Raw genomic sequence first — 21003 nt, 5'->3', positions numbered from 1 at the left:
GTCGCATATTGTTGATAACAGTGAGCCAGGTGGAAATTCTCTGCGAGAATTCTGCAGTTCGCTAAATCTGAGGAAGGAATCAAGTTGTGAAAGGTATCAATTACGCTGATCTCAAAGCGTTGATAGAAGAGAACTCATGGACGCAAAACAAACAAGGTGTCGATGCGAATGGCAGAATGATGCAGGCTTGGCTGGAAACACTGGGAATGACCACCACTGTCTATTACCGGGAAAACATCGGTAACCATTTGCTGTTTAGCAGCACAAAGATACAAGGGCTGCCAAAGCTGCTTCTCTTAGGGCATTTAGATACTGTTTTCCCGCCACATTCCTTCGAAGGTTTCAGAGAAAATGAAGAGTGGATTTACGGCCCCGGCAGCTGTGATATGAAAGGGGGCAACTTTGTCGCCCTGTCTGCACTGCGCCATGTCTTTGCCGAGCACGGACAGCTTTGCAACGTCGATTTTCTGCTGGTCAGTGATGAGGAGACCGGCAGTGACGATAGCAAGGCTATTACCCGAGAGATTGCCACCAAATATGATGCCTGTCTGGACTTTGAAGCTGCCGGTGAAGATCATGAAGTTGTCAACGGACGCAAAGGCGTTGCAACCTATTGTGTCGAGCTTAACGGTGTTGCCGCTCATGCCGGTAACCAATACAGCCAGGGCAAAAATGCCAACCTCGCAGCCGCCAAGTTGCTACTAACCCTGACGGAGCTGACCAACCTGGAGCAAGGAACGACCATCAACGTCGGCAAAATCAAAGGCGGGATCAGTGCCAACACTATCTCGCCACAAGCCCAGCTGATGGTCGAAGCACGTTTCACCCAAGCCGACGAGCAACAGCGTGTACTCGAGGCTATCCCCGTGCTGATCCACCAGCATGGCATTGACGGGGTCAGTGCAACCTTGAGCGGCGGCCTGCAGCGAGATGTCATGACGCCATCAACTGAACAGCAAGCCCTCATCGACAAACTTTCCCAGCTGCTGGGGTATCCACTCAAGACCGAGCAAAGGGGTGGCGTCAGCGATGCTAATGTTACCTCAGGAGCCGGGCTGCCAACCCTGGATGGCTTCGGTCCCTATGGCGATGGTGATCATACCGAGTTCGAACGCGCCTCCAAACGCAGTTTTAGCCGCCGTATCGAAGAAGTTACCACAATAGTTCGTCACTATAGTCCCAAACCAAGCACCGTTAACTCTTAGTCGTGCTCCCTGCCCTGAACGAGAAATTCCAGTTCTCAAAGATGTTTATGTTACGCCCTCAATCTTAATTGGGGGCGTTTTCAGTTGTCGTTGTTATACCACTTGGCTATTTGCTACAAATATATAAAATATCAATAACAAAGCCACCGCTGAACACGTGACTTAGCACAATGCTGACGGCACAATCAAATGACAAGGCATTCAGCACTAAGGACAGCAGCATGATTTTTACCTTCCGCCAGACCCAACATCCCATTATTGGCACTTTTCTGCTGGTTGTTGCCTGCGTCATCGCCATCTTTCCCCATTGCTCCAAAGCATCCGGGCATGGAGCAACAATCCGGGTTGGTGGCGATCACAACTACCCGCCCTATGAGTTTCTCAACGAGCAAGGCGAACCGGACGGCTACAATACTGAGCTGACACTGGCTATCGCCGAGGTCATGGGGATCAAGGTCGACATCCAGCTCGGTGGTTGGGACGAAATGCGCCACCAGCTTGAAAACGGTGATATCGACGCCCTGCAGGGAATGGTTTTTTCCAAAGAGCGCGCCAAGGACTATGACTTCTCACCGCCGCATGCGGTTGTCCACCAGTCTATTTTCACCCGTAAAGGTTCACCGACTATTTCTGAACTCACCGAACTGAAAGACAAAGAGGTCATCGTACAAAGCGGCGGTATCATGCATGATCACCTGCTGCAAAATAGAGTCGGCGCCAAGCTGATCCTCGTGGATACCCATGCCGATGCCCTGAGGCTACTGGCTTCAGGGCAACATGACTACGCGCTGGTTGCTAACCTTCCCGGCCTATACACTGGCAAGGCGCTCGAACTCTCCAACATCATCCCTGCGGGCAAACCTTTCGGAGCCCAGCTCTATGGCTACTCGGTGCTTAAAGGTAAACACGATCTGCTGGCCCAGTTCAGCGAAGGTCTCGCTATCCTCAAAAATACCGGACGACAGCAGGCGCTGTACGACAAGTGGCTGGGCCCTCTAGAAGATAAGGGCATGGGCTGGAAAAATCTCGGCTTGGCTGCCGCTTTTGTCTCGACCCTACTGCTGTTGATCCTCAGTATTATCATGTTCTGGAACCGGGCACTGAGCCGGGAGGTAGCAAGACGCACCCAGGAGCAGCAACTACAACAGCAGCAGCTGATTCAGGCCGACAAAATGACCTCCCTCGGAATACTGGTCTCCGGTGTCGCCCACGAAATCAATAACCCGAGCAGCCTGCTGTTGCTTAACCTACCAATCCTCAAAGATGTCTACCAGGATGCCGAAGATATCCTGGAAGCCCACTATCAGGAACATGGCGATTTTCTTATCGGTGGCTTGGCATACAGCCGGATGCGCGACGAGATCCCGCCAATGCTTGACGACATGCTGACCGGCACCCACAGGATCCGCCGAATCGTCGATGATCTCAGGGACTTTGCCCGCCAGGAGCCGACCGAACTAAGCGAAACGGTCGATCTCAACGATGTCATCGCCACGGCCATTCGTCTGGTCGACAATACTATTTCCAAGTCGACCCGGCACTTTAAGGTTGAGTACGCCGAAAACCTGCCATGCTTTGAAGGCAATGCCCAGCGTATCGAGCAGGTTGTGATCAACCTGATCATCAATGCCTGCCAGGCACTGGAAAGCCCGGACAACGGTATTTCGGTTCGCACTTTCTATCTGGCGCACGACAATATGATTAAATTTGAGGTTTGCGACCAGGGATGTGGGATTGATCCCGATCACCTGCCCCACCTGAGCGATCCTTTCTTTACCACCAAACGGGAACAAGGAGGTACCGGGCTTGGCCTGTCGGTATCTTTCAGCATTGTCCAGGAGCATGGAGGTACCTTGGCCTACGATTCCAAGCTCGCTCAGGGAACCTGCGTAACCCTTTCGCTACCCGCTATTAAAGGAACAACATCTTCATGAATATTAATCGCTACCCTAGTTTTGGCGTCTTGCTGGTTGATGATGAGGCGGCCTTTCTTCGCAGTCTCAGCATTGTTCTGGAACGACGGGGCGGCATCAACCATATTTTCCAATGCCAGGACAGCCGGGAAGTCATGGATATTATCGCCCGGGAGAATATCGGCCTGGTGCTGCTGGATCTGACGATGCCCAACATCTCCGGTGAAGTTCTGCTCCAGCGAATTGTCGAAGAGTATCCGGAAATCGGCGTGATTATCATAAGCGGCCTGAACCAGCTGGAAACGGCAGTGAACTGCATCCGTCTTGGCGCTTATGACTACTTCGTGAAAACCACTGAAGAAGATCGGCTTATCGAGGGGATTAAGCGCGCCATCCTGATGCAGGAAATGCGGCTTGAGAATCAGGAAATGCGTCGTCGCTTCCTTACCGACACGTTAGAGCGGCCAGAGGCCTTTTCGTCGATTATCACCGAAGACAAAGGTATGCGCTCGGTCTTCCAGTATCTTGAGTCGGTTGCGCCCAGTAGCCAACCCGTCATGATCTGCGGCGAAAGCGGTGTCGGCAAGGAACTGATAGCCAGGGCCATCCACACCCTCAGCGATCGATCCGGCTCGCTGATCAGCGTCAATGTGGCAGGTCTCGATGACAATGTCTTTGCCGATACCCTGTTTGGCCACCATCGTGGTGCATTTACCGGTGCCGACAAAGCCCGGGCAGGACTGATCGAGCAGGCCGCGGGCGGGACGCTGTTTCTGGATGAAATCGGCGATTTAAGCCAGGCATCACAAGTGAAACTGCTGCGCCTCCTTCAAGAAGGCGAATACTACCCACTGGGCAGCGACCGACCCAAGCGGCTTCGGGCACGGGTAATCGTTGCAACCCATCAGGATTTGGCACAGAAACAAAAAGACGGCGATTTTCGCAAAGACCTTTTTTACCGTTTAAAAACTCACCGCGTCGATATCCCGCCGCTACGCCAGCGCAACAAGGATATTCCGCTGCTGTTGGAGCACTTCCTTCAGGAAGCGGCGGATGAACTAGGGAAGAACAAACCGACTATCCCCAAAGAACTGCCGGTTCTGCTGGCCAACTACGCCTTTCCGGGCAATGTCCGAGAATTACGCGCACTCGCCTATGATGCGATGAGCCAGCATCGCTCGCACATGCTATCGATGGATGTTTTTCGCCAGGTATTGGACCGCGAGATCACAGCCCCCGAGCCGGAAAACCTTGCCGAGCATATGCTTTTCAACCCGGAGCGCCCGCTCCCCACCTTACAGGAGGTAGGAGATCTTCTCGTCAACGAGGCCATGCTTCGTGCCCAGGGCAATCAGTCTCTGGCCTCCAAGTTACTGGGGATCTCGCAACCCGCTCTGAGCAAACGACTGAAGAAAGCCCAGTCTCAATAACCCATAGCCAATAATCATTACCCAAGAACCACGAACGGGGATTCTAAACCCCTATAACCAATAGAAAAGTTATAACCTCTGTCTTATAGGATAAGTTACTGATCACAAATGAATAACATCAATTTTACATCGGTAACTTATTCCTTTGGTTATACCCCTTCCATCTAGTATCCTTCCCTTTAATATTCTGTTTTTCTTTTTTAAAACAAAAGGATAAAGTCAAAACACAAAACTGGCACTCTGCTTGCTCTATATAACTCCAGGTACAGTGGAAAAATGCCCACTTAGCCGCTTATTAATGTATTACATACAAGAAGATACAGGGTGTTACCTGACTTCAGTGTTACCGGCTATCTGACTACAGAGAACCGGTAGTCAATAAGCAACGGACAAGGAACTAACATGGAACAAGCACAAGTGAAGAAAAGCCAGGCTGGCTTTTGGGGCAACCTGGCCCTGTGGAAGAAAATTCTGGTCGGTATGGTACTGGGTGTCATTGCGGGAAGCATTCTCGGGCCTGATGCTGAAGTACTCAAACCTATCGGTACCCTGTTTATCAACGCCATCAAAATGCTGATCGTCCCTCTGGTATTCTGCTCGCTCGTCGTTGGTGTCACGTCGATGCAAGATACCCGTAAAATGGGTCGCATCGGTGTCAAATCTGTCGCCATTTATCTCGGCACGACTGCTGTTGCTATCAGCATTGGCCTGGGCCTGGCAACATTACTAACTCCTGGCGAAGGCCTGAATATGGCTGCAACCACAGCTGCTTCCGACGCCAAAGAAGCTCCGACGCTAGTGCAAACCATTCTTAATCTGGTCCCTAAAAACCCTATCAGCGCACTGGCAGCCGGCAACATTCTGCAAATCATTGTTTTCGCTCTTGGTCTGGGTGTCGCCCTTAACCTGTGTGGCGAAAAAGCCAAACCAGCTATTGCCGTGTTCGATAGCCTTGCAGAGGCCATGTACAAGCTGACTGAGCTTGTTATGAAGTTAGCTCCTTACGGTATCTTCGGCCTGATGGCATGGGTTGCCGGTAAGTACGGTCTGGATATTCTGCTACCACTATTTAAGGTGATAGCCGTTGCCTATATCGGCAGCCTTCTGCACGTACTGGTGTTCTACTCAGGTGTTATCAAATTTGTTGGTCGCCTAAATCCAATTCCATATATCAAGGGTCTTGTTAACCCGGCAGCCGTTGCGTTCACCACCACGAGCAGCTCAGGTACCCTGCCTGCAACTATCAAGTGTGCGCGTGAAGAAATGGGCGTATCTAAAGGAATTTCAAGCTTTGTTCTGCCTTTAGGTGCAACCATCAATATGGACGGTACGGCGCTTTACCAGGGTGTTGCTGCACTGTTTGTTGCGCAGGCATTCGGGATTGATCTTGCGTTTGCCGACTACCTGACCATCATCATGACCGCGACGCTAGCGTCTATCGGTACGGCTGGTGTTCCGGGTGCGGGTCTTATCATGCTGTCACTGGTTCTAACTACCGTTGGCCTGCCAATGGAAGGGCTGGCGATTATTGCCGGTATCGACCGTATCCTTGATATGGCACGTACCAGTGTGAATGTATGTGGCGACTTGATGGTATCTATCTTAGTTGGCCGTAGCGAAAACGAGCTGGACACCGACGTTTATAACAACACCGGTGAGGTCTATGGCCGCACTAGCGAAGAGGCAGCGTAAATCCCGCTAACTCAGCGATACAAAAGCAAAGGCCAGGTAAAGAATACCTGGCCTTTTTCTATCGATTTACCGCCATGATAATTATTAGATGAAAATCCCTGACAGGAAGAAGCCAACAGGTACAGCACTGATAATGCCCAACATACCCGGCAAGAAGAATGGGTGGTTGACGATCAGTGAGCCGTTCCACTTACTGCTCAAGAATGAACCAGTGTCATCTGTTGCGATAGCAAACGCCGTCGTCGGGTAGATGTTAGTCATGTACAGCGCACTGACGGCAACAAAGCTCGCCAAGATAGTACCGGCATCCACACCGAGCGTTGCAGCAATCGGTACTAGCAGCGCACTGGTTGCTCCCTGGCTAAACAGCAAAGCACTGGTCCCGAAGAAGACAACTGACAACAGAGCCGGATACTCGTTTAGCACACTACCTGCCACGTCTTTAATTTCACCGATATGGGCACCGATGATCGTCGAGCTCAGCCATACAATACCCAGAATAACAATCAGTGATTCTGCGCCGTCTCGGAAAATTGGCGCATGCTTGATATCTGTCAGCTGCACCTTACACGTCATCGCCATCACGAATGAAATAAACAGCATGGTGATAACGATAATATCTTTAGAGCCCAGGGTATGGCCGATAACTGATTTGAACATCAGCATAGCAACAATGAATACCACGCCACCCAAAAATAGCATGACTGAACGTTTTGCTTCAGGCGTTGGCTCGGCATCTTTATCTTCTTCTGAGCTAAAGTTGACCAGGCCTTTCTTGACGCGCTCCTGATAAATTGGATCCTCGGCCAGTTCCACACCCTGCTTGCTTGCGACAAAGGCAGCAACTGCCGAGCCCACAAGAGCTGCTGGTAGAATCACACAAATGGCATCGAAGAAATTAACACCCATCTTCTCAACGACCACATACATAGCTGCCGTTGCGCCTGAAATTGGTGAAGCGGTAATCGCAATCTGAGAAGCCACAACCGCCGAGCTCAATGGCTGGCTTGGACGCACTCCGTTATCCTTGGCAACCTGCTGGATAACATTTAACACTGACATTGCGGTGTAGCCCGTACCAGCAAGGGTTGTTAAGGTAAAAGTGGTCGCTGGCGCAAGGATGTTGATGTATTTAGGGTTATTGCGCAGCATCTTTTCTGCACACTTCACCATATAGCCCATACCACCAGCTTGCTGCATCACCGACAAGGCCAGAATAACCGACATAATGATTAAAATAACCGAGACGGGGATCGAGCCGGGCGCCAAACCCATAATATAGACAGCAATCACCATTCCGACACCGCCCGCCAGTCCGACACCTATTCCGCCCAACCGGGCAGCAAGAATAATACATCCCAACAAGAGAATGATTTCCAACAACAGCATAGTAAGTCCTCTTTCTAGTTTTATAATTTATATTTGTTTCTCAACTAACCTGTTCAAGAAACAAGCAATACGCTTCCGGTCAGCTTTTAATTGCTGATACATATAGAGATATGAGTAACAAGCCTATAAAGATAAGATTATTGATAACGACTTATCGCAGTATATTTATTTTTGTTATTTTCCAGGTTTATTTGAATGCAATGAACTGACAGTAAGGGTAATGAAAAGAAATACCGGTATTCTGATAACACTCGCTATGATTTCAAAGGCAAATTCAGTCAAATGAACAAAAAATCGATCGTGACTAATATTAGTTTTATCAGCTAGTTATCTACACACCCCAATTCATTCAGCAACCTTATATAGACTTGATTTATATAAACTGTACTTAGCTTTTCGACGAGATTGAAATGCTGAAAGTAAAGTTGTCATGCGAAATCAGCATCATAGAAACACAACTCAGATCACTGAATATTCGACAAAATCACAGGAGACAACCTTTGCGCATCATACTGATTACAAATACATCCAACCCAGAACACACCCCAGCCAAGCCGCAATCACAAACAACCATGAAAAATAAAATAACCCACAACAATTAACATGGTTAGACTGGCTGTTTTTTCCACTATACGCATAAGATATTTATTTGTAGTACATAAAACCCCTACCTGAATCACATAATAAAATGAGTGAGCCAAATCACGGTTTTAATTGAATTAAAATTCATAGTTATTCATTATTTTAAAATTAAGAAAACACTATTTGATTAAATAATTAGCACTATGCAATAAATGCATTGTTACTTACTTTTAAGCATTTCACTTTAAACAATAAAAAGAACATTGTGTCCGTGTCATTTCACTATCAATAAAGGTAACGGCTATGCTCGACAATTCTAATAAGGTACGTATTGAAGAAGATCTTCTTGGTCAACTTGAAATTCCAGCATCTGCTTATTACGGGATCCACTCATTACGCGCCTACCAGAACTTCAATATCTCGTCGATGAAGATTTCTGATGTGCCTGAATTTGTTCGCGGTATGGTGTTTACCAAAAAAGCGGCGGCTAAAGCGAACGCTGAACTCGGTACGATCCCTAGCGATGTGGGCAAGTACATCGTCGAAGCATGCGACTTGATCCTTGAAACCGGCAAGTGCATGGATCAGTTTATCTCTGATGTATACCAAGGCGGTGCCGGTACGTCAGTCAACATGAATGCTAACGAAGTCATTGCCAACGTAGCCCTTGAACTGAAAGGCCACGAAAAAGGCGAGTATGACATCATCAACCCTAATGATCATGTTAACAAGAGCCAGTCAACCAACTGCGCCTACCCAACAGGCTTTCGTGTTGCCGTTTATAACAGCATCATGAAAATGATCGGTTCAATCGAACACTTACAAGCTGCTTTCGATGCCAAGAGCGATGAGTTCCAGGACATTCTGAAAATGGGCCGAACTCAATTGCAGGATGCCGTACCTATGACAGTTGGTCAGGAGTTCCACGCATTCAGCATCCTGATTAAAGAAGAAATCAAAAACCTGAAATATGCCGCAGGACTGCTACTTGAAGTTAACCTGGGTGCGACAGCAATTGGTACAGGTCTCAATGCACCTGAAGGCTACCAGGAACTGGCAGTAAAATACCTTGCTGAAGCAACAGGACTTGATTGCGTACCATCTGAAGATTTGATTGAAGCAACATCTGACTGTGGTGCCTACGTCACCGTGCATGCCGCGCTAAAACGTCTGGCAGTAAAACTGTCTAAAGTATGTAACGACCTTCGTCTTCTATCATCTGGCCCGCGCTCTGGCCTTAACGAGCTTAACCTACCTGAAATGCAGGCAGGTTCCTCAATCATGCCAGCCAAGGTTAACCCAGTGATCCCTGAAGTGGTCAACCAAGTTTGCTTCAAAGTAATTGGTAACGATACTACTGTCACTTTTGCCGCAGAAGCCGGTCAGCTTCAGCTCAATGTCATGGAGCCTGTTATCGGTCAGGCAATCTTCGAGTCAATTGAGCTACTCGGCAATGCTTGTGTTAACCTCGCCGACAAGTGCATCAGCGGTATCACAGTAAACAAGAATGTTTGTGAAGACTTCGTCTTTAACTCAATTGGTATTGTCACTTACCTTAACCCATTCATTGGCCACCACGAAGGTGACATCGTCGGTAAGATTTGTGCCGAGACTGGCAAGAGCGTTAAAGAAGTAACACTAGAGCGCAAGCTACTGGCCGAAGAGCAGCTAGATGAAATATTCTCGGTGCAAAACCTGATGCACCCTGAGTACAAAGCAAAACTATATAACTAATATAGTGTTACAAGTTACAAAAAATAAAAGGGCTAATTGCTAGCCCTTTTTATTTTTGTTCAATGTAATTATTGAACATTAACCGTTCAGTTCTTTCATCGGACTGATTCGGCTCAACTCATTCCACATTGCTTCGCATGATGAATGCAACTTGGAATAATAGCGATAAACATACAAATCCAACGGAACTGGCTCGCGTTCAGTCAATATTTTCAACTGACCTGATGCCAATTCATCTTTTATTGCATAATCTGGTAACCAGCTTATTCCCTTACCTTGTAACACCAGCGCTTTAATAAAATCTGTCATCGAAGATGAACACACAGTATTAGGGGTTAACTTGCCATTTGCACGATGTAGAGCTCTTCCCATATAACTTTCTGGTGTATAGTCCAAACAAGGAACATCATCATTATTTGCAAGATCAAAAAGCGGCTCTCCGCTTTCATCCACAGCAGAAACACAATACAGATAACTACGACCAAGATAAATTGACCGGTAAGGTGCAACTTGTAACCTATCTTCATAAAATGAGAATAGAAAATCGCATTTTCCATCGATCAGTAACTCAACAGCATCATCAACTTCATTGGCATCAACTGATAAGCTGGTATTCAATTTAGGGTCGAACAGACTTGAGTGCAGTTTGGGCAATAAACTGATCGCAATAGAATGTGCGGCACTGAGCCTAACCGTGTGCCGACCATGGAATGAGCTCCCGGCCAACCGGTTAACCTCTTCATCTATTTGATGCAAAATGGATTGAGCCGTTGTCTTGAACTGCTTTCCACACAGAGTCAGTTCAATAGGCGATTTACTGCGATCAATTAATACTAAACCTAACTCTGCTTCAAGCGACTTAATTCGTCGACTAAATGCCGGTTGAGTAACATTTCGAACAGTTGCTGCATGAGAAAAATTTTTTAACTCGGCAAGGGTAAGAAAGTCTTGCAGCCATTTTGTTTCTATGTTTTTCATTCGTCATTCTCAGTAGTTTTGGTTCTACGGTAGTTATCATCCCTAAATAACTCAGTACAAAAAACCAGCTATTATTATAGACCATACGCAGGTGCTAGTAGCATCAATTAGTAATTAACATCTGTCTATTAAGTTGATCACAAAGTCTAAAACTAACATGATGCATTTTAATAACCAAGCCATTTTTTTCAGCATTTCACAAGCTGGATGAATAATCATACCATCCAGATGCAACATCAAAAATAATTATTCACCTTTTGTATTAACAAAATAAATAACAAGATAGGTACACGTATATCTATCGATTTTTCAATAAGAAACAAACCATCAAATTATTATAAGAAACCCGTACCCTAATAAATCAAAGGTCAATGATATGAACTTAATCATTAAGTTATTGTGTGGAATATTAATAGGTATACTGATGGGGATGTTTGCCCCGGAGGTAATTGTTCAAGGGCTGATAACTGTCAAATATTTGGTAAGTCAGTTAATTAAATTCACCATTCCGTTATTAATACTATTCTATGTTACCAGCGGTATTGCCAGCCTGCCGAAAAATTCGGGAAAATTGCTCAGCAAGACTGTTGGACTGGCTTATTTGTCAACCCTGGGAGCCGGTATTATTGCGTACATGGTAGCGAAAAGCCTATTCCCAATATTGCTTAGCGGCGCCGGGGAACTGCCTGAAGCAGACACCGTTCTCACCCCATTTCTAGCGCTTCAGATCCCGCCGGTCATGAACATCATGACAGCACTCACCATCGCCTTTATTTTTGGCCTCGGGATCTCCAATACCGGTGCCGAGCAACTAAAGAAAGTCAGCGATCAGGGTCGTGACATCATCGAGATGTTCCTGAATAAGGTAATGATCCCTGCACTACCATTTTACATTGCCGGTGTCTTTGCCGATATGACCATTAAGGGCACAGTCTTTGCCACCCTGCAAACCTTCAGCCTGGTGCTGATTGCTGTTGTCGCCATGCACTGGTTCTGGCTAAGCTTCCAGTTTGTCACCACTGGCGTGGCCCTGAAAAAGTCACCGCTGACCATCCTGCGCACCATGATGCCGGCATACTTTACAGCTGTCGGTACCATGTCTTCGGCAGCAACAGTACCGGTTACCTTGCAACAAACCAAGCGTAATGGCGTCTCGAATTCTATTGCCAACTTCGTTGTTCCGCTGTGTGCCAACATCCACATGTCAGGCTCGGTGATCAGTATCGCCAGTGTTGCGGTTGCCGTCATTATTATGACCGGCGCAGGTCCGGTTCCTAGCCTGCTAGAGGCCTTACCGTTCATTGCCATGCTGGGTATCACTATGGTGGCAGCACCAGGAGCTCCGGGGGGTGCCGTGATGGCTTCCGTCGGTCTACTCGGTTCAATGCTGGGTTTCACCGAAGAAATGATTGCCCTGCAAATCGTACTCCACCTGGCCCAGGACAGCTTCGGCACCGCCTGTAATGTCACTGGTGACGGGGTCATTGCCCTGCTCATCGATAAAGTTTCCGACGCTCCTGAAGAAACTGAAGACGGCTTAATTCCCATCGAAGAAACCGCCTAACTCTCCTTCCACTGCTGGTTATCACTGCAAGGGCTGTTTGAGACAGCCCTTGATTAACAGAATAGGATTCATTGCAACATGTACGAAAACAATAAAACCTTATACCTCCCTTATGCCGGTCCAGCCTTGCTCGAAAATGCACTGCTCAACAAAGGAAGCGCCTTTTCGCCAGAGGAAAGACAGAACTTCAGCCTGACTGGGTTGCTACCGGCAACGATTGAATCCATTACCGAGCAGGAAGAGCGGGCATACAGCCAGTACCAGACGTTCAAAAATGATCTGGATAAGCACATCTACCTGCGCAATATCCAAGATACCAACGAAACGCTTTACTACCGACTAATAGTCAATCACATCGAAGAGATGATGCCCATCATCTATACCCCGACAGTGGGTGCTGCCTGTGAGAAGTTCTCGAACATTTACCGCCGCGGCCGTGGGCTATTCCTCGCCTACCCCGATCGCGGCAGCATGGTGGATATTCTCAATAACGCAGCGCGTCAGGATGTGAAAATCATCGTGATCACTGACGGCGAACGGATCCTCGGGCTTGGCGATCAGGGGATCGGCGGCATGGGCATTCCAATCGGCAAGCTGGCACTTTACACCGCCTGTGGCGGCATCAACCCGGCCAATACGCTACCGATTGTTCTGGATGCCGGCACCAACAATACCCAGCGCCTGTCCGATCCTATGTACATGGGCTGGCGCCATCCACGGATCACCGGACAGGAATATGACGATTTTGTCGAAGAGGTGATCCAGGCAGTGAAAAGCCGCTGGCCAAATGCCCTGATCCAGTTCGAGGACTTCGCCCAGAAAAATGCCATGCCGCTGCTTAATCGCTACAAAGACAAAGTCTGCTGTTTCAACGACGATATTCAGGGAACGGCTGCAGTTACCGTCGGTAGCCTGCTTGCAGCATGTAAAGCTGCAAATTCCAAACTATCTGAACAGCGTGTCGCCTTTGTCGGTGCCGGTTCTGCCGGATGTGGCATTGCCGAAGCCATTGTGGCGCAAATGGTCTCCGAGGGCCTGAGGGATGATGAAGCCCGTGAACGGATCTTCATGGTTGACCGCTGGGGACTGCTCACCGACAACATGCAAAACCTGCTCAGTTTCCAGCAAAAGCTGGCGCAGAAAAGTGCAACGGTTGATAAGTGGAATGACACTGACAGCATTTCGCTGATGGACGTGATCAGCAATGCCAAGCCGACTGTACTGATCGGAGTATCAGGCGTGCCTGGGTTATTCAGCCAGGAAGTGATCACCGAGATGCATGCCCATTGCAAACGCCCTATTGTACTGCCCCTTTCCAACCCGACCAGCCGTGTTGAAGCCACACCGGCAGACATTATTCGCTGGACAGAAGGTGATGCGCTAATTGCAACCGGCAGCCCGTTCGATCCGATTCTCTTTGACGGTAAGAGCTACCCTATCGCCCAGTGCAACAACAGCTATATCTTCCCGGGTATAGGCCTTGGCGTACTGGCCAGCGGGGCAAGCCGTGTAACGGATGAAATGCTGATGGAAAGCAGCCGGGCACTGGCAGAATGTTCACCGTTGGCTCAAAACGGCCAAGGGGCTCTTCTACCACCACTGGAGGCTATCCAACAGGTATCTCGTCATATTGCTCTGGCAGTCGCGAAAAAAGCGGTAGAGCAAAACAAGGCCCCGAAACGCAGTGACGAACAATTGCTGGAAAAAATCGATGCAACCTTCTGGGAGCCGGAATACCTCAAGTACAAACGTACTGCGTTGTAAAACACAAGCCCTAACAACGCCAACTTAATCTACACCTATCTAAAACGACCAATCCTCATTACTGAGGATTGGTTGTTTTTTATTCCTTGTTATATTTCCCCCGACTTGATACTAGCTTTAAACGCTAACTCGCCATAACCTTTATCCCGAAGAGAGTAAACAGCCCACCAGTGAGGTAATCTATCATTTTGGCTGCTCGGCGATAGAACAGCTGTGCAGACGGTCTGGAAAAAACAGTCGCTAGAAACAGGTGCCAGACAAGCGTGATCCCGCCCATTAAACCCATGCTCATCAGGGTCAACTCTGTCGTCAACGTTGCAGGCATTGCCACCGAGAACAAACTGACCACGAACAGCCCGGTCTTGGGATTTATCATACTGGTCACAAACGATAGCCGAAATAACTGCACTGGCTTTAGCGGCGTGAGTGTCTGGCTTACCTCCATCCCTTGCCCGTTCTGTCTTCTGGTCGCAATGATTCGTGTGATCCCAAGATAGAGCAGATACATACCGCCCGTTATCTTCATCATGGTAAACAACCAGGGAAATGTCTTGAGCACAATTAATAACCCGGACGCCCCCAGCGCTGCCCACAGCATCACAGCGATACTCACGCCAAATGCCGACCAGATAGCTAACCGACGCTGAAATCGCAATGCCGTGTTCATCGTCAGCAACACATTGGCACCGGGAGTTATTGCTGCCAGCACCCAAATCACAATGATATTCGCTGCAACGTCCAAGTAGTTCGCCATGCTGAAAAGTCCTTTCTTTGCTTAAAATCGATAAATGCTTTCAGTAAAAACAACTAAATAACGGTCACCAGAGGTTCTTCTATTCCCTGCCACTCGACACTGGCTGTCAACACCACACCGGTATCAGAGTCACTGGCAGCACTGGTCACCACCAGCTGATTTCCCTGCTCACCGCCGAGTGCAACCATGGTCGGGTTGTCAGCCGGAACAGGGATCACATGCGTCACTTCGCCCTTGGCATTGAGTCGCAAGACCGATTTTCCGGCATACATCGCGACCCAATACCCACCCTGGCTATCCACGCAGGCACCATCCGGTCTGCCTTCAAAAGCCGATAAGTCAGCAAATACTTCGCTGTCGCCATACTCTCCGGTGGCAGGATCATAGTCAGCCCGGTAGATCACACTGGATCCGGTATCAGCCCAATAGAGAATTTTGCCACAAGGAGAAAAAGCCAAACCATTACAAGTCCAGGCATACATCGGCATGGCAGCCAACTGATCTTCGCCACTCAGCTGGTAAAACTGTCCTTTATCACCAACCTTTGCCCCGTTTCGGGTACCTGCGATAAAACGTCCTCCGGGTGCTGCCCTGCCATCATTGAATCGTATACGGGGATGCGTCTTAGCCAGTGGGGTGATGAGTTGCCTGTCGGCATTCCAGTCCGTTAATAGATACACACCCGATTTCGTTGCAAGCACGTAACCTTCTTCCTGCCACATTGCAACGCAACCAAGCGGGTCATCCCAGCGCCTTACGGCCAGTTGGTTATCGCAATAACGCCATAACTCGCCATTGGCAATATCGACCCAATACCAGGATTGATGACGCCAATCCCAACGGGGGCACTCTGCGAGCATAAAATCACGCTCAACCAGAGGTGTGAATTCCAGAATCAGCTGCCGGGGTTCTTTCATGTCAAATCCTTTGCCTGTCTATTAGCTAAAATACTCGAGCACCCTCGAATGAGCGAAGGTAAACACGTGCTATTGTAACGCTAATATTATGCAGATTATTCCTTATCTCAATGCCGTTCTGGAACGATATCACGAGGTAGCCGCTCACCGCGATGACACTAGCTCCACAGCCATCTTAAAGTAAGGCACGTTACCCTTATAAAACCGCTCGCCGAACGGCTCCATCGAAAATCGATGATAAAAGCCAGAAGCCGACTCGCGTGCATCACACCAGAAACACGCCACATTATGGGTTTGCAGATCTGACAAAATCCGTTCGATAATCTGTGTACCTACCCCCTTTCCCTGATATTCAGGCAGAGTGGCAAATTTCCTCAGTCTGGCCTTTTGACCGTCAATAAACACCGAAGCCACACACACTAGTTTTTCATCGCAGAAAGCCCCGTAATGCAATCCCGCGTCATCTTCTGGCACTCGGCAAAAATCCACCGGTTTATCGGGCCAGAGCACCCGGTGGCGGACAGGCAATGTCTGCTCTGCAGTAATAAGTTCAATCTTCACAGCGGGGGTTCTCCAACATTTCTTCGACTCAATAACGCAGAATCAGGCAAGTATTAAATAGAATCAGGGCTTAATTCTAACATTATCAAAACTCTCTAAATGGGCGTTTATTGTACGGCAAGTTCTGATAAAGTAACCCTGTATCCGTTTTAATCGCCTAAACCCTTTGAAGCTGCGATTATCCATATCGTCGCCTCCCCAAGCAGCAACACCCGACTGACCGGCTTTAGCCGCTACTATAAAGTTCGACTGGAAACATCATTCTATGTACAAACGTTTTGAAAAGCTGTCATCAGCATTTCCGCCACACGAACCCGAACAGCCACCAACTGGTTTATTCGCTTTCTGCCGCTACTATACCCGTGGATTTGAACTCCCACTTATCGCCATGTCCATTCTGAGCGCCCTTATCGCGATAGTCGAAGTCTCTCTTTTCGGATTCATGGGCCAATTGGTTGACTGGCTGGCAACCCACAACCCGGATACGTTTTGGGCAGAAGAAGGGGGCAAGCTGATGGGAATGGGGCTATTGGTCCTGATTGTTGTTCCCCTGCTTGTTACCCTGCACTCACTGATCGTCCACCAGACATTACTCGGCAACTATCCGATGTCCATCCGCTGGATGGCACACCGCTACCTGCTGCGCCAGAGCATCTCGTTCTATCAGGATGAATTTGCCGGCCGCATCGCGACCAAGGTCATGCAGACGGCATTGTCAGTGCGGGAAACGGTGATGAAGCTGTTGGATGTGCTTGTCTATATTTCAGTGTACTTCACCTCCATGGTGGTGATGATAGGCCAGTCCGATTTTCGCCTGATGCTGCCAATGCTGCTCTGGCTTGCCGCATATATCGGTATTCAATTGCGCTATGTGCCAAAACTCAAGCATGTCGCCACCGAGCAGGCCGATGCGCGCTCGATGATGACTGGCCGCATTGTAGACAGCTATACCAACATCTCAACCGTCAAGCTGTTCTCCCATACCAATCGTGAAACCGAGTATGCCGAACAGGGCATGAGCGGATTCATGGATACAGTCTATCGCCAGATGCGCCTGGTTACGGGGTTTAATATCTCGGTCGAGGCCATTAACTACCTGTTGGTATTTGCCATTGCCGGCCTGTCGATTTGGCTATGGATGGATGCCGCTATCACCATCGGGGCGATCGCCATTGCAGTCAGCCTGGCACTGCGTATTAACGGCATGTCAAAGTGGATCATGTGGGAAGTCGGCGGCCTGTTCGAGAACATCGGTACTGTCGTCGACGGAATGAAAACTCTGGCCCAGCCAGTTGCGATTGAAGATAAACCCAACGCCCCTAGACTAGACGTTAGCCAGGGCGGTATCCAATTTGACGATGTCAGCTTCCATTACGGTGAAGAAAAAGGGGTCATTGAAAAACTAAACCTGAACATCCAACCCGGCGAGAAAGTCGGGCTGGTTGGCCGCTCGGGCGCCGGTAAGTCGACCATGGTGAACTTGCTGATGCGATTTTATGATGTCGAGTCCGGCGCAATCCGAATCGACGGCCAGAACATTGCTGACGTCACCCAGGACTCACTGCGCGGACAAATCGGCATGGTGACTCAGGATACCTCGCTGTTACACCGCTCGATCCGTGACAATATTCTATACAGTAACCCTGATGCCACAGAAGAAGATCTTCTGGCTGCAACATGCAAGGCTCACGCCCATGAGTTTATTACGACACTGACCGATCCGCACGGTAACACAGGTTACGATGCCCAGGTGGGTGAGCGCGGGGTGAAGCTCTCCGGCGGTCAGCGCCAGCGCGTGGCAATTTCCCGTGTACTGCTAAAAGACGCCCCGATCCTGATCCTCGACGAGGCCACATCGGCACTCGACTCCGAGGTTGAGGCAGCCATTCAGGAAAGCCTGTACCAGCTGATGGAAGGGAAAACCGTGATCGCAATTGCACACCGGTTGTCTACGATTGCTGCCATGGACCGTTTAATCGTACTTGATGACGGCCAGGTGGTCGAGCAAGGCACGCACCAGGAGCTGATCGAAAGTGACGGTATCTACGCCCAGCTCTGGGATCACCAGACCGGCGGGTTTATTGGCGATGATATAAAGCCGGTTAAGACAGGTACCTAACTGAACAAACGCAACTTAGATACACAGCGGTGACATGGCAACATTCACCGCTATTTTATTCATCCTCACCCTCGTCGGGCTCTTACTTCTTAGTCTCCATCTTTTATTGCTGCCTCTTGCTCAAGCTTTGCGTTCACTGCATTCGGAAACAGCCGACCAACCACTGTGGCCAAGATCACCCCGCAGACTAAGCCGCCACCGTTAGCGGCCAGATCCAACCATTCACTATAGCGATTGACATAGGGCTGCAAGATTTCAATCCCACCGCTCCAGCCAAATAAAAACAAACCAATCACTGGCCAATGCTTCGGTTTTCTTAAGGCAACGGCAAATATCAGTGACGCATAGGCAATAAAATGATGGGTTTTATCTGTCCCCGGTACGTCCGGTAACCTCATCAAAGGCGTAAGGGAAAGATAAGTAATAACGGCTAACAGAAAAAGCGTAATCGCTAGCCAGCGCCTGTGGATCAGGCGAAAGAAGAATGTCATTGTATTCCTTGCCAAACCTTGTATGGATAATTAACAATCTGCAGTATATAGAAACCACCAGAGATAGACATTCCTTTACGATGAAGAAAATCTACCAGCCGCTCTTTGACAACAATAACCCGCCGGGGGAGATTTTCTTTGGCCACGAAATCTTTCTTCCCAATACGACAACGCCACGCCACAGCCACCCGTGGGGGCAACTTCAACTGATCAACGGCGGGATTTTAGAGCTGACTACCGACGAAAAGCGCTTTCTTTCGCCTTCGCAATACGCCGTCTGGGTACCTGCCGGTATTGAGCATGAAAGCTTTATGCGACGCAGCTTAAACTACTGTTCGATGAATATTATATCACCACTGGCCGACGCACTTCCCCGCCATGCTTGCCTGCTTGAGGTCACCCCGATCATGGAAGCCATCGTCGGTGATCTGAAGCAAAGGCGTATTGCCGTACCAAAATCTGATCAAGACATGCGATTGGTAAAAGTGCTTCTTGATCAGGTATTAAATGCCAATGAACACGACCAGTTCCTGCCCAGTAGCGATGACAAACTCTTAAAACCGATCCTGCTGGAACTTGATGAAAACCCTACCACAACGAAAACGATCAAAGACTGGGCAGCTCAATTGCATACCACAGAACGGACGCTGGCAAGACACTGCCAGGACAAGTTGGGAATGAGCTTCACCGAATGGCGTCAGCGCCGGAAGTTTATCTACTCGCTCCACCTGTTGCGCAAAGGTTTGTCGATCAAAGAGATAGCTTTCACATTGGGTTATCATCAGGCATCCCCGTTTATTACACTGTTTAAGCGACACGCACAATGCACGCCAGAACAATACCGACAACGGTTTTATTCCAATACAGAACGATGACGAGGAAAGTATCTAACAGTAAATTGAAAGATCCCTATTGTGCCACGGTCTGTATTTAAGAAGCGCGATAGGGGGGAATAATGAAGCTGTTGTTAACTCTTTTCTACGGACTTATCTTCACTCTGCCGTTAAGTATGCATGCCGCATCGCTTAACGGCTTTACTCTTGATCGCCTTACGGTACCTGTCGAACAAATCCTTTCTGGCGGACCGGGCAAAGACGGCATACCCGCAATTATCAAACCGAACTTTGTTGATGCCAGCAAAGCGCGTTTCCTCAAAGGGCACGATATCGTGCTTGGTCTGACGATGAACGGCAAAAGCAGGGCCTATCCAATCAAAATCCTAAACTGGCATGAAGTTGTCAACGACAGTATTGACGGCCGCCATTTTGTTATCAGTTACTGCCCGCTGTGTGGTTCGGGGATGGCTTTTCTTGCTAGCCCCGGTAAGCAAATACTGACTTTTGGTGTTTCTGGACTGCTCTATAACTCAGATGTCCTCATGTATGATCACCAGACTGAATCGCTCTGGTCGCAAATTCGTGGCAAGGCGATAAGCGGTGCTGCCTCCGGCACCTCCTTGACACAATATCCGTTGAAACTAACCCGCTGGAAGCAATGGCTAAAAGATCATCCCGACACCAAAGTCCTCTCAACGAAGACTGGCTTTTACCGCAGTTACTCTCAGGATCCCTATGCCGGTTATAGCCGTACACCACGCCTGTATTTTCCGGTTGCCAATCAGGCGCCATCCACTTATTCAGTAAAAGAAACCGTACTGGGCTACAAAGGCAGCAAGCAGAATATTGCCTTTCCGTTTTCTGAACTACGGAAACATGATCAAGAGAAATTTCGATATCAATTCGAAGGAAAACAGTTAACAATTCATTGGGATAGCCAAAATCAATCAGCTTGGATCAGCGATTCGACCGGCCAGCAGCTCAGCTCAACCATGCTGTACTGGTTTGCATGGTATGCCTTCTATCCGGATACGAAAATCTTTAAGGCGGGTAAGTAATAAACTCACATCGTGC

General features: G+C 48.7%; 16 protein-coding genes. 10 read left to right on the top strand and 6 right to left on the bottom strand.

From position 1 onward, the window contains the following. Positions 1-86: 86 nt before the first annotated feature. The 4 genes from EIZ48_RS12140 to EIZ48_RS12125 all read left to right on the top strand — a co-directional run bounded on the left by EIZ48_RS12140 (position 87) and on the right by EIZ48_RS12125 (position 6240). On the top strand, positions 87-1205 hold the full coding sequence (locus tag EIZ48_RS12140; protein WP_160651567.1) for a M20/M25/M40 family metallo-hydrolase: 1119 nt from the start codon (positions 87-89) through the stop codon (positions 1203-1205). A gap of 221 nt (positions 1206-1426) precedes the next feature. After that, the gene (locus EIZ48_RS12135; protein WP_160651562.1) at positions 1427-3139 is read left to right on the top strand and encodes a transporter substrate-binding domain-containing protein; all 1713 of its coding nucleotides are present in this window, start codon (positions 1427-1429) and stop codon (positions 3137-3139) included. After that, positions 3136-4548 carry a sigma-54-dependent transcriptional regulator gene (locus tag EIZ48_RS12130; protein WP_160651559.1) on the top strand — a complete coding sequence of 471 codons (1413 nt, stop codon included), beginning with the start codon at positions 3136-3138 and terminating at the stop codon, positions 4546-4548. Before EIZ48_RS12135 ends, EIZ48_RS12130 begins: the two co-directional genes overlap by 4 nt. 402 nt (positions 4549-4950) lie before the next feature. Continuing rightward, entirely contained in the window at positions 4951-6240 is a 1290-nt protein-coding gene (locus tag EIZ48_RS12125; protein WP_160651557.1) for a dicarboxylate/amino acid:cation symporter, read from the top strand. Positions 6241-6324: 84 nt separating this feature from the next. Here the strand turns inward: EIZ48_RS12125 and EIZ48_RS12120 are convergent, their stop codons facing one another. Beyond that, complete coding sequence (locus EIZ48_RS12120) at positions 6325-7629, bottom strand: anaerobic C4-dicarboxylate transporter (protein WP_160651554.1); 1305 nt, start codon at positions 7627-7629, stop codon at positions 6325-6327. Positions 7630-8514: 885 nt separating this feature from the next. Here EIZ48_RS12120 and aspA point away from each other — a divergent pair. Next, on the top strand, positions 8515-9945 hold the full coding sequence (gene aspA / locus EIZ48_RS12115) for an aspartate ammonia-lyase (protein ID WP_160651551.1): 1431 nt from the start codon (positions 8515-8517) through the stop codon (positions 9943-9945). Positions 9946-10023: 78 nt separating this feature from the next. Here aspA and EIZ48_RS12110 read toward each other — a convergent pair whose 3' ends face one another. Continuing rightward, positions 10024-10923, bottom strand: coding sequence for a LysR substrate-binding domain-containing protein (locus EIZ48_RS12110; RefSeq protein ID WP_160651547.1), 900 nt, complete (start codon positions 10921-10923; stop codon positions 10024-10026). A gap of 376 nt (positions 10924-11299) precedes the next feature. On the opposite strand from EIZ48_RS12110, the gene EIZ48_RS12105 reads away from it, so the two are divergent. Continuing rightward, positions 11300-12487 (top strand): dicarboxylate/amino acid:cation symporter, encoded by a 1188-nt coding sequence (locus EIZ48_RS12105; protein WP_160651544.1) that lies wholly within the window; start codon positions 11300-11302, stop codon positions 12485-12487. Positions 12488-12565: 78 nt separating this feature from the next. Then, entirely contained in the window at positions 12566-14251 is a 1686-nt protein-coding gene (locus EIZ48_RS12100; protein ID WP_160651541.1) for an NAD-dependent malic enzyme, read from the top strand. A 124-nt stretch (positions 14252-14375) separates the two neighbouring features. On the opposite strand, the gene EIZ48_RS12095 is transcribed toward EIZ48_RS12100, so the two are convergent. The 3 genes from EIZ48_RS12095 to EIZ48_RS12085 all read right to left on the bottom strand — a co-directional run bounded on the left by EIZ48_RS12095 (position 14376) and on the right by EIZ48_RS12085 (position 16483). Further along, positions 14376-15005 (bottom strand): LysE family translocator, encoded by a 630-nt coding sequence (locus EIZ48_RS12095; RefSeq protein WP_160651539.1) that lies wholly within the window; start codon positions 15003-15005, stop codon positions 14376-14378. Between the two features lie 53 nt (positions 15006-15058). Continuing rightward, positions 15059-15922 (bottom strand): SMP-30/gluconolactonase/LRE family protein, encoded by an 864-nt coding sequence (locus tag EIZ48_RS12090; RefSeq protein ID WP_160651536.1) that lies wholly within the window; start codon positions 15920-15922, stop codon positions 15059-15061. A gap of 144 nt (positions 15923-16066) precedes the next feature. After that, positions 16067-16483, bottom strand: coding sequence for a GNAT family N-acetyltransferase (locus tag EIZ48_RS12085; RefSeq protein WP_160651533.1), 417 nt, complete (start codon positions 16481-16483; stop codon positions 16067-16069). 265 nt (positions 16484-16748) lie between these two features. On the opposite strand from EIZ48_RS12085, the gene EIZ48_RS12080 reads away from it, so the two are divergent. Then, on the top strand, positions 16749-18602 hold the full coding sequence (locus tag EIZ48_RS12080) for an ABC transporter ATP-binding protein (RefSeq protein WP_160651530.1): 1854 nt from the start codon (positions 16749-16751) through the stop codon (positions 18600-18602). A gap of 89 nt (positions 18603-18691) precedes the next feature. Here EIZ48_RS12080 and EIZ48_RS12075 read toward each other — a convergent pair whose 3' ends face one another. Further along, positions 18692-19093: a VanZ family protein gene (locus EIZ48_RS12075; RefSeq protein WP_160651527.1), complete on the bottom strand. Its 402-nt coding sequence runs from the start codon at positions 19091-19093 to the stop codon at positions 18692-18694. A gap of 80 nt (positions 19094-19173) precedes the next feature. On the opposite strand from EIZ48_RS12075, the gene EIZ48_RS12070 reads away from it, so the two are divergent. Both EIZ48_RS12070 and EIZ48_RS12065 read left to right on the top strand, forming a co-directional pair. After that, positions 19174-19968 (top strand): AraC family transcriptional regulator, encoded by a 795-nt coding sequence (locus EIZ48_RS12070; protein ID WP_160651524.1) that lies wholly within the window; start codon positions 19174-19176, stop codon positions 19966-19968. Positions 19969-20048: 80 nt separating this feature from the next. After that, positions 20049-20987 carry a DUF3179 domain-containing protein gene (locus tag EIZ48_RS12065; RefSeq protein ID WP_160651521.1) on the top strand — a complete coding sequence of 313 codons (939 nt, stop codon included), beginning with the start codon at positions 20049-20051 and terminating at the stop codon, positions 20985-20987. The last annotated feature ends 16 nt before the right edge of the window (positions 20988-21003 follow it).

Origin of the sequence: Photobacterium alginatilyticum (assembly GCF_009910675.1) — a bacterium.
Lineage (GTDB): Bacteria > Pseudomonadota > Gammaproteobacteria > Enterobacterales > Vibrionaceae > Photobacterium > Photobacterium alginatilyticum.
This window is presented reverse-complemented; position numbering and strand designations above follow the sequence as displayed.

What these genes read in the sequence shown, in the direction of transcription:
- EIZ48_RS12080 (WP_160651530.1), top strand. Translation starts at nt 16,749, where the DNA reads ATGTACAAACGTTTTGAAAAGCTGTCATCAGCATTTCCGCCACACGAA.
- EIZ48_RS12130 (WP_160651559.1), top strand. Translation starts at nt 3,136, where the DNA reads ATGAATATTAATCGCTACCCTAGTTTTGGCGTCTTGCTGGTTGATGAT.
- EIZ48_RS12075 (WP_160651527.1), bottom strand. Translation starts at nt 19,093, where the DNA reads ATGACATTCTTCTTTCGCCTGATCCACAGGCGCTGGCTAGCGATTACG.
- EIZ48_RS12065 (WP_160651521.1), top strand. Translation starts at nt 20,049, where the DNA reads ATGAAGCTGTTGTTAACTCTTTTCTACGGACTTATCTTCACTCTGCCG.
- EIZ48_RS12105 (WP_160651544.1), top strand. Translation starts at nt 11,300, where the DNA reads ATGAACTTAATCATTAAGTTATTGTGTGGAATATTAATAGGTATACTG.
- EIZ48_RS12090 (WP_160651536.1), bottom strand. Translation starts at nt 15,922, where the DNA reads ATGAAAGAACCCCGGCAGCTGATTCTGGAATTCACACCTCTGGTTGAG.
- EIZ48_RS12125 (WP_160651557.1), top strand. Translation starts at nt 4,951, where the DNA reads ATGGAACAAGCACAAGTGAAGAAAAGCCAGGCTGGCTTTTGGGGCAAC.
- EIZ48_RS12070 (WP_160651524.1), top strand. Translation starts at nt 19,174, where the DNA reads ATGAAGAAAATCTACCAGCCGCTCTTTGACAACAATAACCCGCCGGGG.
- EIZ48_RS12120 (WP_160651554.1), bottom strand. Translation starts at nt 7,629, where the DNA reads ATGCTGTTGTTGGAAATCATTCTCTTGTTGGGATGTATTATTCTTGCT.
- aspA (WP_160651551.1), top strand. Translation starts at nt 8,515, where the DNA reads ATGCTCGACAATTCTAATAAGGTACGTATTGAAGAAGATCTTCTTGGT.
- EIZ48_RS12110 (WP_160651547.1), bottom strand. Translation starts at nt 10,923, where the DNA reads ATGAAAAACATAGAAACAAAATGGCTGCAAGACTTTCTTACCCTTGCC.
- EIZ48_RS12135 (WP_160651562.1), top strand. Translation starts at nt 1,427, where the DNA reads ATGATTTTTACCTTCCGCCAGACCCAACATCCCATTATTGGCACTTTT.
- EIZ48_RS12100 (WP_160651541.1), top strand. Translation starts at nt 12,566, where the DNA reads ATGTACGAAAACAATAAAACCTTATACCTCCCTTATGCCGGTCCAGCC.
- EIZ48_RS12095 (WP_160651539.1), bottom strand. Translation starts at nt 15,005, where the DNA reads ATGGCGAACTACTTGGACGTTGCAGCGAATATCATTGTGATTTGGGTG.